16 protein-coding genes are annotated in these 13,027 nt (G+C 47.7%); 1 reads left to right on the top strand and 15 read right to left on the bottom strand.

All coding sequences use genetic code 11. The annotated features are described in order from the left end of the window. Window positions 1–68: 68 nt before the first annotated feature. From NSS79_RS02820 to NSS79_RS02775, 10 genes are all read right to left on the bottom strand, one after another. Window positions 69–389: a hypothetical protein gene (locus NSS79_RS02820; RefSeq protein WP_342438203.1), complete on the bottom strand. Its 321-nt coding sequence runs from the start codon at window positions 387–389 to the stop codon at window positions 69–71. 275 nt (window positions 390–664) lie between these two features. Beyond that, window positions 665–1,396: a hypothetical protein gene (locus tag NSS79_RS02815; protein WP_342438202.1), complete on the bottom strand. Its 732-nt coding sequence runs from the start codon at window positions 1,394–1,396 to the stop codon at window positions 665–667. A gap of 213 nt (window positions 1,397–1,609) precedes the next feature. Next, window positions 1,610–2,050, bottom strand: a complete 441-nt coding sequence (locus NSS79_RS02810; protein ID WP_342438201.1) for a hypothetical protein — start codon at window positions 2,048–2,050, stop codon at window positions 1,610–1,612. A gap of 286 nt (window positions 2,051–2,336) precedes the next feature. Next, window positions 2,337–2,531, bottom strand: coding sequence for a hypothetical protein (locus NSS79_RS02805; RefSeq protein WP_342438200.1), 195 nt, complete (start codon window positions 2,529–2,531; stop codon window positions 2,337–2,339). 102 nt (window positions 2,532–2,633) lie between these two features. Next, window positions 2,634–2,981, bottom strand: coding sequence for a helix-turn-helix transcriptional regulator (locus NSS79_RS02800; RefSeq protein WP_342438199.1), 348 nt, complete (start codon window positions 2,979–2,981; stop codon window positions 2,634–2,636). A 244-nt stretch (window positions 2,982–3,225) separates the two neighbouring features. After that, a complete protein-coding gene (locus NSS79_RS02795) occupies window positions 3,226–4,515 on the bottom strand; it encodes an ABC transporter permease (RefSeq protein WP_342438198.1) in 1,290 nt (429 codons plus the stop codon). After that, window positions 4,508–5,410 carry an ATP-binding cassette domain-containing protein gene (locus NSS79_RS02790; protein WP_342438197.1) on the bottom strand — a complete coding sequence of 301 codons (903 nt, stop codon included), beginning with the start codon at window positions 5,408–5,410 and terminating at the stop codon, window positions 4,508–4,510. Before NSS79_RS02790 ends, NSS79_RS02795 begins: the two co-directional genes overlap by 8 nt. A gap of 3 nt (window positions 5,411–5,413) precedes the next feature. Continuing rightward, window positions 5,414–6,343: an ABC transporter ATP-binding protein gene (locus NSS79_RS02785; RefSeq protein WP_342438196.1), complete on the bottom strand. Its 930-nt coding sequence runs from the start codon at window positions 6,341–6,343 to the stop codon at window positions 5,414–5,416. A 16-nt stretch (window positions 6,344–6,359) separates the two neighbouring features. After that, window positions 6,360–6,755 (bottom strand): GntR family transcriptional regulator, encoded by a 396-nt coding sequence (locus NSS79_RS02780; protein WP_342438195.1) that lies wholly within the window; start codon window positions 6,753–6,755, stop codon window positions 6,360–6,362. A gap of 17 nt (window positions 6,756–6,772) precedes the next feature. Next, on the bottom strand, window positions 6,773–7,501 hold the full coding sequence (locus NSS79_RS02775; RefSeq protein ID WP_342438194.1) for a hypothetical protein: 729 nt from the start codon (window positions 7,499–7,501) through the stop codon (window positions 6,773–6,775). A 223-nt stretch (window positions 7,502–7,724) separates the two neighbouring features. Here NSS79_RS02775 and NSS79_RS02770 point away from each other — a divergent pair, with 223 nt between their 5' ends. Beyond that, window positions 7,725–8,507, top strand: a complete 783-nt coding sequence (locus NSS79_RS02770; protein ID WP_342438193.1) for an MBL fold metallo-hydrolase — start codon at window positions 7,725–7,727, stop codon at window positions 8,505–8,507. Between the two features lie 156 nt (window positions 8,508–8,663). Here the strand turns inward: NSS79_RS02770 and NSS79_RS02765 are convergent, their stop codons facing one another. The 5 genes from NSS79_RS02765 to ctaD all read right to left on the bottom strand — a co-directional run bounded on the left by NSS79_RS02765 (window position 8,664) and on the right by ctaD (window position 13,021). Beyond that, window positions 8,664–9,128 carry a DUF420 domain-containing protein gene (locus tag NSS79_RS02765; RefSeq protein ID WP_342438192.1) on the bottom strand — a complete coding sequence of 155 codons (465 nt, stop codon included), beginning with the start codon at window positions 9,126–9,128 and terminating at the stop codon, window positions 8,664–8,666. Between the two features lie 154 nt (window positions 9,129–9,282). Beyond that, window positions 9,283–10,209, bottom strand: a complete 927-nt coding sequence (gene ctaG, locus NSS79_RS02760) for a cytochrome c oxidase assembly factor CtaG (RefSeq protein ID WP_342438191.1) — start codon at window positions 10,207–10,209, stop codon at window positions 9,283–9,285. Window positions 10,210–10,223: 14 nt separating this feature from the next. Continuing rightward, window positions 10,224–10,547, bottom strand: a complete 324-nt coding sequence (locus tag NSS79_RS02755) for a cytochrome C oxidase subunit IV family protein (protein ID WP_342438190.1) — start codon at window positions 10,545–10,547, stop codon at window positions 10,224–10,226. 2 nt (window positions 10,548–10,549) lie between these two features. Further along, complete coding sequence (locus NSS79_RS02750; RefSeq protein WP_340895111.1) at window positions 10,550–11,176, bottom strand: cytochrome (ubi)quinol oxidase subunit III; 627 nt, start codon at window positions 11,174–11,176, stop codon at window positions 10,550–10,552. Between the two features lie 6 nt (window positions 11,177–11,182). Beyond that, window positions 11,183–13,021: a cytochrome c oxidase subunit I gene (gene ctaD / locus NSS79_RS02745; RefSeq protein WP_076113745.1), complete on the bottom strand. Its 1,839-nt coding sequence runs from the start codon at window positions 13,019–13,021 to the stop codon at window positions 11,183–11,185. Window positions 13,022–13,027 lie beyond the last annotated feature (6 nt).

The raw sequence follows: 13,027 nt of genomic DNA, 5'->3' as shown, positions 1-13,027 counted from the left end.
AAATCTAGTTTGCTTCTAAGGAGAGGCTTTAATCTGCCTGATGTATCAAACTAGTGTTTTCCGTTAGCTTAATCTGTTGCAATCGATGAGATCGTTTTAGGGAGACGCGAACCATTATATACGGCTTCGAGCCATTTTATTCGGTCTCTCTTTCCTTCGAACGTTTCACCGATGGTGTTAAGCAGTATTGCCCGAGTATCTGGACATTCATCGGTCCAGCCGTTCCCCGTATTAATTTCATCGACTTGAAATTCACGTTTAAAGAAAACACCGTTCTTCTTTCTACTCGTATATGTGACACCAATTCGCATAATTCCCTTCGGACCAGTAACAGTAAAATACTTCGTTCTTCCACTAGAACTTCTTCCGTTATGGGGCTCAATTTCCAATTAAATTCCTCCCTCGGTTATTATAAACGTCTCATCTTGCCCGTTAGCGCAATGACATTCACAAATCACTGGGCTTACGCTGCCGTGGCCGATGGGACTTAGCTAGTACAAGGTTTGCTACTGTTTCTGCTTCTTAGACTAAAAGAAGTTAGACCCAAAGAGTGAATGTAGGGGCATCAGAATCATTGCTTCTTCATTCTGCAGATCGAGGCTCCATAAAGGGCAGCCGCTTGAATATTATGTTATCGGTTGTCGTCAACTTTCTTGAATTAGTATTAAACCTTCCCATATTTCTTGGTTTGCATTTGCATTGAAATTACAGGTACTGCAAAATCCTCTTCAAACGGTCTATCACTAATTTGATATTCAGTAATTATTTCTACACTTTGCCCTACTAATCTTGAATAGTCTTTCTTCATTTGTTGAAAAATCTTACTATATGCTTTATGTAATCTAAATGCTTCATCAATTAAGCTTAATATCCATCCTTTTTCATAGCTACTGTACATAAAGATAGTAATAGGGTTTGGCTTGTTAATAATATCTTCTTTTCCACTTTCAAAACCATATTTATCTGCTGCTTCAAATTGAGCATGAATTAATGATTCGGGAATATGAGATGACCAATTACGATTATTATTTAGCTGAGCTAATATTTCTTTAATCTCTTCTGACAACTCATCAATACCTAATTGATCTTTTTTTCGTTCCATTAACTTTCTACACTTTTTATAAGAAGCTGCTGAGTTTGATTCATCTGCAAAAGTATTTAATAAATCAATGTGCAGCTTGCCAAGCCTATCAGAAAAATCATCATAGATATCACCACTTATAGAAGTAACATTTTCATTATGTAAATCTAAGTTTTTAACTAAGTACTCTAAATTCTTTAAATATGATTTGTATCTCTTCATCTGTTTATGAGTTGATATTATTAAGAATCTCAAGTAGATAATAAAATCTATTTTCTCCTCAAGCTTAAACACCTTAAAATTATTATTCGTCATTATAAAGATTTCCTTCCTGTAAGATATCTGATAGAGTTCTTGTATTACGATGTCATTTCACAGATAGCTCTTATCATAGAAAAATGCATGTTTCCTGCTGAAAATGCTCGCATCTCTACCGCCCAGTTCTAGACGGAGGGCTAATGCTCGAAGCTTGAATATATTAAGTGATATCTTCTTTCTCGAATCTCTAATAGAACTTGCTAAAATCATTCACAAGGTACTTATTGTATTTTTCTTTAGCATATTCAATTTTTCTTTAGTAATCTTGTTTGTTTTTGTGCCATTAAACCAAATCGATCTCTTTCCAATATTTTTCCCAGACTTATTTAATGCTGCTTCCTCTATAAACTCTTTGGAAGACAATATCCAAGTCTTTTTTAGTCTTTCAGAATAAAATACAAAATAATAATTTTCTCTATCTTTATGATTTATAGCTGCAAACAACGCAGCATCCCCAGGGTTAACATCTTGAGATCTGGCTTTAATTTGTATTTCAATGTAACTGCCGTCCGCTTTTTTAATTATTGCATCAATTGCATTGTCATCGACTAAAGGTACGTAGACATCTATACCTTCTTTTAGCATTAAGCCTATTAGATAGTATTCAATACGTTTTCCAAATCCAGAAGAATGTCTAAACGAGATACTCACCTTGGTAATCCTCCTATTTTTAGTATGGCTACTAAGCAATTTCTATTACGCCTTATTTACAAGCTTTGAAAATAGCTCTATATGTAGATTATTCGGCGAAGTCATTAAGCTATCCTGCCCGTTAGCTTAATGAAACTCCTGACAGTCTAATACATTATTTTCTCCGAACACTAGTCTAAAAGTTTATCTCACTATGATGATTAGCCAGTGATATTTTAAAGATATCCACACTAAAAAAGCCCATCCAGTATCGGATGAGCTTTTTTTCACCTGTTACACTTTCGTACTATTGACTGCGCTTATTATATCTTCCAGCGGTTACGACGGCCAGCAACATCCCCACAATTCCAATCCCCGTTAGCATCCCTTGCGTGAAATCCATTAGATTGCTTCCGTTTGACTGGATGATTTGGCTGGCGCCAATCGTTGTGGAAGAAGCCAAGAACTGCATTCCTACAGTTTGTTGTTGTTTTTTATTCATCGTTTCTATCCCTTATTAAAGATTAATATCACCGGCTAATCAAAATATCACTTCTGAGCGAGAGTCTATATTAATTTTCGATTACAGCCACCTAGAGCATCATTAACTTTCCTGGGTCTTTTTATGTTTATAATTAGCATAGTCAAGGAGATCTGATAGCGCTTCGGGGGAAAGCATCTTTATGATTTCAATAAGCTCTTCCTCATCATTTCTCCTGTCTTTCAAATCTATCTTCACCGATTGAACATCCTCAAATCCCTTCAAAATCAAGTTTAAACTAACTCCATATTTTTCATGTATAGACAGGACCGTTTCAACCGATGGATTACAATGGCCTTGTTCAATATCGCTCAAAGTTCCTTGTGATATGCCAATTTGTCTAGAAAAATCAATTTGGGTTAATCCAATCCTTTTTCTTAATGACCGAATGTTATCTCCAATTTTATTCATAACTCCCCCAAATTTCTGATTCGGAAAGTGCTATTTCATATTCAACCGTTTGGATTTTCAATCTTATGAAAAGACACTTTCCGAATACTTGAAATCTAAAGCAACAACCACTCAAATTCCTTGATATATCAGCTTTTATCTAGAATTCTTTTAGGATTTCTATGACAAACCTTCAGATTATCTATGACATTAGTACGTCCTGCGTGTGACAACATCACGTATTACCCACAATTGATGATTCCAATTAAATTTTGTAGGCCTTCATCGCTTTTCTGATCTCCTTGATGCTTGGGCGTTTGCCGTACATCAGCACTCCCGTGCGGTAGATCTTGGCGGCCAGCCAGCCGAACAGTAAGGTGGTTGCCAGTAAGATGAGAATTGAGACCAGAATCTCCCAGGTCGCTACCTCGCCAACACCAATACGCAGCAGCATGCTGAGCGGAGAAGTGAATGGAACAAAGCTTGCTACTTTAACCAGCATGGTATCCGGGACAGAGATGCTGAACATCGGAAGATATAAATTGACGAAGCCCAGCATAAGGATTGGCATGATCGCCTGCCCCAGGTCCTCGGTACGGCTGACAATGGAACCTACAGCTGCGTACATCAAGGCGTACAGGAAGTAGCCCAGAATATAGAGTACCAGTCCGTATAGAAGGATGCTGATGTCCAGCTGCCCCAGATCAAGATCAAAATCGGTCAGGATACTGGCATTATGCGGAAGCATAAGGTTCGCAGCTACGCTTGCGGAGATAACCGCAATTTGCAGGATGCCGACCAGGAAGATGCCGATTACCTTGCCGAACATTTGCGTCAACGGTGCAGCGCTCGTAATCAGGATCTCCATGATACGTGAGCTTTTCTCCGAAGTGATTTCGGCGGAGATCATATTGCCTGTCATCATAATCGACATAAAGAACAGCATAAGCAGGGCATATACAATCACGTAGTTGATAATTGGCGGTGATTCCTTTGCCGCACCTTCATTTCCGGCACCTTCTGAGCTGATCTGCTGGGTACCGATGGATACCGGGGTGTACATCGCAGCCACCTGTTCCGCAGTCAGCTTATCGCCTACAATCAGCTGAGTATTGGCTTGCTGCAGTGCATTCTGCAGATAGCTTTGCACATCCGAATCAATCTCACCGTTCTTGCTGTAGTAGGTAACCGCGGGAATGCCTTCACCGCTCTGTGCACCCAATGTGATATAGCCCTCAATGTTTTCCTCGTCCAGACCTTTCTTGAGCGCCGCATCATCGGCAGTAGCATATGGACTGATCGTTACCGGGGTCACGCCCTCAGGCGGACTATAGGCCTGGAGGAGCTCAGCCACGCGGTTGCCATCCTCTGCCACGACTCCGATCTGCACTTGGTTCTTTGCGGACCCGTCGTCTCCCTGGAACTGCTTCACCATATACGGAATGTTCATCCCGATGCTCAGCAGAACCACCAGAATCAGCGTAGTAATCAGAAAGGCCTTGGTTCTTACTTTATTCTTGAATGTAAAACCGATAATCGTTCCCATCTTATTCATTGGATTCACCCACCGCTCTAATAAAGATTTGGTTTAGCGTCGGTTCCTTGATCTCAAAATGCTCTACCTCGCCCTGTGCAACAGCATGCTGCAAAATGCGCTGGGCCACACTGATCTCGCGGATCGAAAGAACATATCCCCGTTCCTGCCGCTGGAGGGCAGTTACACCGGCGATACTTTCCAGGCCTGCCACTTCACCCACTGTGCGGAGTATAACCTCCTCGCGCGGGTAGCCTTTCTTAATCTCGCGGATATCTCCCTGGACCACTGTATTGGAACGGTCAAGAATAGTAATGTTTCGGCATAGCTCCTCAACATGCTCCATCCGGTGTGTAGAGAACAGGATGCTGGTGCCCTGATCCCGCATTTCGCGGACGGTATCCTTCAGCAGCTCCACATTGACGGGATCAAGCCCGCTGAAAGCTTCATCGAGAATCAGGATTTGCGGTTTATGGACAACCGCGGCGATAAAGCCCATTTTCTGCTGATTCCCCTTGGAGAGCTCTTCAATCTTCTTATTGTAATATTCCGGGACTTCAAAGCGGTCCAGCCAATAACGCAGGCTCTTGTCCGCATCGGCTGCTGCCATGCCGCGCAGGCGGGCCAGATAAATAATCTGGTCGCTCACCTTCACCTTCGGGTACAGTCCGCGTTCTTCCGGCAGATAGCCCATCAGATGCTGCAGTTCATTGCTATAGGACTTGCCGTTGTAAAGAATCTTGCCCTCGTCGGGATAGATCAGGCCAAGCACCATGCGCATTGTTGTTGTTTTGCCGGCGCCATTGGCTCCGAGCAGACCGTAAATCTCACCTTGCTCCACTTTTAGATTGATTTTGTTTACTGCGGTTTTGTCTCCATACTGCTTGACTACCTGTTCAAGCTTCAAAGCTTCCATTCGTTAGTCCCCTCTCTTCTGGTCGATCAGGATCGGACGATGTCCTTGTGTCCATAAGCTTAAAATCTCATCCAGCTCCAGACTGCGGCTCTTGATAACCTTTACGCCCAAGTCCTGAAGGCGTTTCTCATTCTGATTAAATTGCTGGGTTATAAATGAAGCGACTCCCGGTGTCTCCAGTGCAAACTGCTGAGCCCCCGGCAATTCAGCCGCCAGCTCCCTAAGCTCTTCCTCATCCTGCACGCTCACCCACACCTCGCTCCATGAACCAAACAGGCTGTCCTTCTCCGCCATTCCGAGCAGCTGTCCCCGATGCATCAGCACAATAAAATCAGCCAGCCGCCGAACCTCTTCGACGATATGGGTGGAGATAACAACGGTCGCATCGCTCTCATCCATATACTTGCGGATCGACTCAATCATACTCTTCCAGGCGAAGGGGTCGAGACCCGAGGAGGGCTCATCCAGCAGCAGCAGCCGGGGCCGGGAAGCCAGCGCAGCGGCAATCTCGAATTTTCGGCGTTCACCTTTGGACATCTTGCCCAGCTTGGCTCCCCTCGGTACTTCAAATTTATCCTGCAGCTCCTGAAAGTAGCCATGATCCCAGGAAGGGTACCAATGCCGGCGGAATTCGGCGGCCTCATCTGAGGTCCAGTAATTCTCCTCCGTTAGCGGAGTTTCCGGCACATAGGCAATGCTCTGGCGTAGTTCAAGCGGCAGACCTGCCTTGTGCTGCTGTTCAAACCAGAGGATCTCGCCTTCCTCCGGAAAGGTCAGCTGCAGCAGCATATGAAGTAACGTGCTTTTGCCGGAGCCGTTCTGGCCCACCAGTGCGGTAATATAGCCTTGCGGGAGATTCAGATTAAGCGGCCCTATTGTCCTGCTCCGCCGCTTCTTGCTTACATTCCGCAGCTCTATGGCCTGCTGTACCATGAGATGAACCCACCTTTCATTCCTGTTTGTTGTATTTGTCTTTTACAATCCCCACAAATATTCCTGTCAGTTCCTCTTCACTGCATTGGACCGACAGGCCAACATCCACCGCACTTTCCAGAGCTTTACGGACGGCATCCCGTTTGTATTCTTCCATCGCCCCGTCACCCACATGGGAGACAAAGGTTCCGGTTCCCTGTCTTGTCCGCAGCAGCCCCTCATTCTCCAGATCCTGATAGACCCGGCGGACGGTGATCACGCTGCATTTCAGATCTCCGGCAAATTCACGTATGGAGGGAAGCAGTGTCCCTTCCGTGATGCCTCCGCTGATGATCAGCGACCGGAGCTGGGTTTCGATCTGATGGTACAGCGGCTCGGCACTGTTCTCGTTAATCTGTATCGGTATCCACATATGTTACCTCCGCCCTCTCATACGAGATCGCGGCTTTTAAGCCGGTGTATCGTCAATTTGGAAAATAATTGCACGGATACCGTGCCCAGCAGCAGCGTTCCCCACATCAGCGGAGATAACAGCCCCCATTCCTTCGAGCAGGAGACGCTGTACAGAAACAAATTTCCATCGCCCCATTGAATCAGCAGCGCCACCCCGAAGGACAGCAGCATCAAGGTCAGGGTGATCCAAAAGTACGCTTTGCCGCTAACCAGAAACTCCACAACAATATAGATGCCAGTCATCATCAGGCCATAACCGATCCAGGTAAATGCAAACGCAACGTATGAAGTCCCTGACAGCTGGCTGCGTATATTGTCACTAATGGCGTACATTAAACCGAAGAACAATACGCCATTCAGACAAAATGAGAACATTGCATCCAGCTTTCTTTTGCACAGGATCACCGCAGCCGGAACAGGTAAACTCCGCATATAAGCCAACATCCGGGTGTAGGAGTCTTCACTTAAATATTTCATGGTACGCCGCGAGAACGTGAAGCCCAGCATGGGAATCATTGAAATCAGCAGGAAGTCGGACATCAGCCTTCCGTCAGTTCCGCTCAGCGTGTCTTCCGTGACCATTCCAGTCATAGCGGCCATATATCCCATAAAGATAATGGAAAACAGCAGGACCCTCACTATGTTCAGCTTGTCACCGCGGAAATCTGCACGGACCAGCACCCAGGCGTCTCTAAATATTGTCATTACCTTTAACCTCGCTTTGTTGTTTCTCCTGCGGTAGGCTGCAGCGGATAGACACGGTTCAGTGTGTATCTCTCTGTGCTTACTGTATATATCTATATACACAGTATATGACCTGTATTTTCCATTGTCAAGAATCATTTGTAATAAATTTCAATCGGCTATAAAGTAGGAATCAGCGGAGATTTGTAGGCTACTCGAGATACTCAGTATCGGGGAGGTTCATATGATTAGTGACCCATGGTTTACTGTTCAGCAAATGGATGAAGCCACATTCGCAATCAGCGAATACGGGCATTGGGAGAAGGTGCATTCCTTTCTGCTGCTGGGGGAGGAAAAAGCTGCGCTGATTGATACCGGTCTTGGCATCGGCAATATCAAAGAAATAACGGATCAGCTGACCCGCTTGCCGATTGAAGTGCTCACCACTCATGTACATACGGACCATATCGGCGGCCATGGACTATTCAGCAGTATTTATGTCCATGAAGCGGATAAGGACTGGCTGGTCCACGGCATTCAGGGTCTGTCTATCGAGCAAATCCGCTGGGATATCGGCAGAGATCTGACCCGGCCTGTGCCGGAGGGCTTTGACCCTGACGCTTACAAGCCTTTTCAGGGCGAGCCAGCCGGCTTATTAAGCGATGGGGACCTCATCTTTCTGGGCGGCAGAACACTTAAGGTGTACCACACTCCCGGGCATTCTCCGGGTCATGTATGCTTTGTCGATAAAGACCGCGGTTATTTGTTTACGGGTGATCTGCTGTATGATGAGACGCCTGTGTATGCTTTTTATCCTTCAACAAGTCCTGCAGATTTGGTCAATTCCCTGGAGAGAATGGCTGCATTAGACGGAATCAACAAAGTTTACGGTTCACATAATACACTGGGTCTAGAAGCGGAGATTCTGGAGGAAGTGAAGCTGGCAGTTAAGTTTCTGCGGGATCATGAACTGGATCATTTCGGCACGGGGATTCACCGGTTTGGCCGCTTCAGCGTGCAATTCTGACCTTTATGAGAACACAGCTATGGCCGGGATACCGCTAGGATGCCCTGGAGATTGCAATAATCAAGCGTGAAGCATATAAATTCTAATATTTAGAAAAAGCCTGTGCTGTCCGCTCCCCAGAAAGGTTGCAGATGCACAGGCTTATTCCAATTTCAGCTACGCGTTTAATATGATGTCCCAGACCGGCTTTGTGTGCCCGCCCGGATAAAAGATGTACAGCAGCACATACACAGCGACACCCGTAATAGCAGTAATAAACCAGATGACAGCAGTAAATCTTCCCCATTTCCGGTGTTTGGCAAATTGAGCCTTGAAGCCCAGCGTCAGCGTAGTGATGCCGAATACGGCGGCTACCGTCGCCAGCACGATATGGAAAATCAGAAAGATGTGGTAGAGCGTCGACAAATCGGCCGGTCCGCCCCAGGATGTGTTGCCTACGAATGCCGTTCTGGACACGTACACAATGAAAAACAAGATGGCAGCAACAGCAGCGGCAATCATTGTCTTCTTGTGCGCTTCGCGCTTGCCCTTAATGATTTGTCTCCAGCCAACCGCCACCAATAGCGCACTGATTACGATGAAAGATGTGCTGATCGTTGGAAACAATGTGAAAATATCCATGATTATCCCCCTCGGCGCTCGCCAGCTATGCACGAGCAAGAAGAAGCCGCTACATTGTTCTTTGCAGAGCGTATGCTTCCGATGCCAGCAATACTCTGTATCGCTCTCAGGTATCCGTTGTTTTAGAAATACAAGGATATTTCAGGCGTGTGACTCAACCTTCCTTGTATTTCAAATAGCCATCCCCCGGTTCGGCGGATGGCGCGGAAACCTCCGCATCGTCTTGCCCGTTCTCTTTTTTATACCAATGATAGAACACATAAGCAAGCATCGAAGCAAAAATAAATTCCTGAATGAACTTCATGGCGATGCCTCCCACCTGCTGATCGACCTTGGGCGACAGCCATCCGAAGAACGCCGGACCGCCGAACGTCTGCAGCAATGAAGCGGGATTTCCCGATACACAGTAGCCCATCGCCCGCGCCCAGGTGTCGGGATCACTGTACGTGGCATATAGTGGAGTCCCCGCAAAAATAATCAGCCCGCAGGCCGGTGTCAGCAGCACCATATTCAGGAAGATAAAGCCTACCTGACCCAGGCCGCCAAGTTTCCTGTACTCCGGCAGAGGATTTATCAGATTCCACCACATGAGCACAGAGGTCAGAAAAAGCAGGCCGTAATAGAGCCGGTGAACTGTAAAATGCAGCATCACGTAATCATGAACCACTGGAATATGGTAGAGCGAGAACAGTCCGTTGAACAGAAGGGCCGCCACCACCGGCTGTGCCAGAAAGGCAAAACGCCGCAGCGGGTTCACCTTAAGAAAAGCACGCCAGGCCCAGTCCGGAATCCCGAGCATAATCAGCGGCACCGCCACCAGATAGGACAGCGCCATACTGACCATATGGAAGGAAAAGAAGATATGGCCCAACAGGCTGACCGGCCCGCCCTGCGCAAGGTAAAGAGCCAGCATTCCGCTAAGAAACAGCCCCCTGCGCCATACCGGAACTGCAGAAGCACCGGAGAACCGACCGGCAAGCGGACCGATCAACACGAAATATCCGGCCGTCAGCAGCAGCAGGACCGCCAGAAAAAGCGGACTCCACAAATCCTCAAAGCTGAAATATTGTAATCCCAGCATGATCAGAAGCCTCCTTAATCCCACCAAACCCAATACAGTGCCATGATAATGCAGGTTCCGGCGATAAAAAAGCCGCCCAGCATAAATAGAATCGGTATCAAATGTCCCTTGTCCTTCAGATGCATCCAGAAGCCCATCTGCAGAAAAACCTGCAGAACGGCCATGACCAGCAGCAGAATCACGGCAAAGGTCGCATTGACTCCTCCGGCCGCAACAGCTGCGAAGGCAATCAGCGTCAGAATAACAGAGAAGATAAACACCACGATATGCCGCTGCGGCCCTTCCTGCCGGTGGCGGTGCTTCACCGCGCTATCCGGAGAATGCTGTTCTGTCGCCATAGCTAACCCACCTTTCCGAGCAGGTAAACAACCGTGAAGATAAACACCCATACCACATCGATAAAATGCCAATACATCGCGGACACATAAATCTTCGGTGCCGTGACCACCGTCAGCCCTTTATAGCTCAGCTGCCCGATCAGCACGGCGATCCACACAATCCCGAAAGCAACGTGAGCACCGTGGAACCCGACCAGTGTATAGAACGCCGAGCTGAATGCACTGGTAGTCATCCCGAATTTCTCGTGTCTTATATATTCGCTGAATTCGTAGATTTCCAGACCGAGAAAGGCCGCGCCGAGCACTACAGTAACCAGCAGCCAGTTCCGCAGCAAAGCGGGCTGGTTCCGGTGCATCGCCTGAATGGCGAATACGCTCGTCAGGCTGCTCACCAGCAGCAGGAAAGTTGCAGCGGCAACCAGCGGCAGATGGAACAATTCGTTCGCAGACGGACCGTCATTCGTCTGGTTTCGCAGCGCCAGGAAGGTAGCGAACAAGGTGCCGAAAAGCACCGCTTCTCCACCAAGGAACAACCAGAAGGCCAGCACTTTGTTGCGGCCTTCCGCCGTCGCTTTTTCCGGTTCGTGCGGGAGAGTGCCTTTTGCAGCTTCAGCATGTGCCGTTGTCATGTCGGTTCACCTTCCTTCCAGCTCTTCGGGTTCGATATGCCACCCATGATCGTCAAAGAGCGAGCGCATCAGCATCGACCCGAAGGTTATCAGAAGACCCAGCGCCGTAACGATATAGTTATTAAAGAGAAAACTCATAAAGCTGTTGCCAAAATCATCACGGCTGAACATAAAGCCAAGTCCGGCAATAAAGATACCGACCGACATCAGGAACGGGTGCACCGTCGCTGAAGGCATATGAATGGAGCCTACCGGTTCGGATGGCGTCATGCCCTTGTGCCCGGCTGTTTTTTCCTTCCAGAAAGCATCCAGACCGCGCACCAGCGGCGTTTGCTTGAAATTGTATTCCGGAGGCGGTGAGGAAATGGTCCATTCCAGCGTCCGCCCGTCTTCCCACGGATCATCCGCCGCATCTGCCGGCTTTCTGGAAGTGATGAAGACATTGGCCAGGAAAAACAGCATCCCCACACCCATAAGTCCTGCCCCGATCGTACTGATCAAATTAAGCAGATCGAATTGCTGATTCGGCAAATACGTAAATACGCGGCGCTGCATCCCCATAAGCCCCAGGAAATGCTGTACAAAAAAGGTCATGTGGAACCCGATGATAAAGGTCCAGAAGGTCCATTTGCCCAGGTGTTCGCTGAGCATTCTTCCGAACATTTTAGGCCACCAATAATGCAGGCCTGCGAACAAGCCGAGCACCAGACCGCCGACAATTACATAGTGGAAATGGGCAACGACAAAATACGTGTCATGAAACTGAAAATCGGCAGGAGCAGAAGCCAGCATGACACCTGTAACCCCGCCCATGGTGAAGGTTGGTATAAAGCCGACCGCGAATAAATTCGGGGTGGTAAAGCGTACTTGCCCGCCCCACATCGTGAACAGCCAGTTAAAAATTTTGATTCCTGTCGGAACGGCGATCAGCATCGTGGATACAGAGAACAAGGCGTTCGCTACCGGTCCGAGGCCGGTGGTGAACATATGATGCGCCCAGACCATGAAACCAAGGAAGGCAATCAGGATCGTCGCGAAGACCATGGAGCTGTACCCGAACAGCCGCTTACGCGAGAACGTCGGGATGACCTCGGAGATAATGCCGAAGGCCGGAAGAATCAGAATATACACTTCGGGATGACCAAAGATCCAAAAAATATGCTGCCAGAGCACCGGATTGCCGCCGCCGCTGGTCTCGAAGAAATTGGCGCCGAGAATCCGGTCGAAGGTGAGCAGCACAAGCCCTACTGTAACTGCGGGAAAAGCGAACAGGATAATAGCGGAAGTGATAAAGGTGGCCCAGGCGAACATCGGCATCCGCATAAATGACATCCCCGGAGCCCGCATCGTAATGATCGTAGCCAGGAAGTTAATGCCGCCGATTAGTGTGCCTAACCCGGCAATCTGCAAGCCAATTGTGTAGAAATCCACCCCGTGGGTGGTGCTGTAGGAGCTGGAGGATAGTGGGGTATAAGCGGTCCAGCCGGCATCAGGCGCTCCCCCCATAACCCAGCTGAGATTGAGCAGAATGCCGCCGAACAGAAACGTCCAGAAGCCAAGCGCATTCAGAAAAGGAAAAGCTACGTCGCGCGCACCGATCTGCAGCGGAATAACGGCATTCATCAACGCGAAAATGACCGGCATGACCCCGAGAAAAATCATCGTTGTCCCGTGCATCGTAATCAATTCGTTAAAGGTCTGGGCATCCAGAAAGGTATTCATCGGCTTGATCAGCTGGATGCGGATCAGAATGGCCTCCAGCCCGCCGATGCCAAAAAAGATCCCTCCGGCCCAAAGGTACAAAATTGCAATCTTCTTATGATCGACGGTGGTAATCCAGTCCATGATCCC

Origin of the sequence: Paenibacillus sp. FSL L8-0436 (assembly GCF_038593025.1) — a bacterium.
Lineage (GTDB): Bacteria > Bacillota > Bacilli > Paenibacillales > Paenibacillaceae > Paenibacillus_AQ.
Note: the sequence above shows the minus strand (reverse complement) of the source record. Positions and strands in the feature narration are given on the sequence as shown.

Coding starts and splice junctions, on each gene's coding strand:
- NSS79_RS02815 (WP_342438202.1), bottom strand. CDS start 1,396: ATGACGAATAATAATTTTAAGGTGTTTAAGCTTGAGGAGAAAATAGAT.
- NSS79_RS02805 (WP_342438200.1), bottom strand. CDS start 2,531: ATGAATAAAAAACAACAACAAACTGTAGGAATGCAGTTCTTGGCTTCT.
- NSS79_RS02800 (WP_342438199.1), bottom strand. CDS start 2,981: ATGAATAAAATTGGAGATAACATTCGGTCATTAAGAAAAAGGATTGGA.
- NSS79_RS02795 (WP_342438198.1), bottom strand. CDS start 4,515: ATGAATAAGATGGGAACGATTATCGGTTTTACATTCAAGAATAAAGTA.
- NSS79_RS02790 (WP_342438197.1), bottom strand. CDS start 5,410: ATGGAAGCTTTGAAGCTTGAACAGGTAGTCAAGCAGTATGGAGACAAA.
- NSS79_RS02785 (WP_342438196.1), bottom strand. CDS start 6,343: ATGGTACAGCAGGCCATAGAGCTGCGGAATGTAAGCAAGAAGCGGCGG.
- NSS79_RS02780 (WP_342438195.1), bottom strand. CDS start 6,755: ATGTGGATACCGATACAGATTAACGAGAACAGTGCCGAGCCGCTGTAC.
- NSS79_RS02775 (WP_342438194.1), bottom strand. CDS start 7,501: ATGACAATATTTAGAGACGCCTGGGTGCTGGTCCGTGCAGATTTCCGC.
- NSS79_RS02770 (WP_342438193.1), top strand. CDS start 7,725: ATGATTAGTGACCCATGGTTTACTGTTCAGCAAATGGATGAAGCCACA.
- NSS79_RS02765 (WP_342438192.1), bottom strand. CDS start 9,128: ATGGATATTTTCACATTGTTTCCAACGATCAGCACATCTTTCATCGTA.
- ctaG (WP_342438191.1), bottom strand. CDS start 10,209: ATGCTGGGATTACAATATTTCAGCTTTGAGGATTTGTGGAGTCCGCTT.
- NSS79_RS02755 (WP_342438190.1), bottom strand. CDS start 10,547: ATGGCGACAGAACAGCATTCTCCGGATAGCGCGGTGAAGCACCGCCAC.
- NSS79_RS02750 (WP_340895111.1), bottom strand. CDS start 11,176: ATGACAACGGCACATGCTGAAGCTGCAAAAGGCACTCTCCCGCACGAA.
- ctaD (WP_076113745.1), bottom strand. CDS start 13,021: ATGGACTGGATTACCACCGTCGATCATAAGAAGATTGCAATTTTGTAC.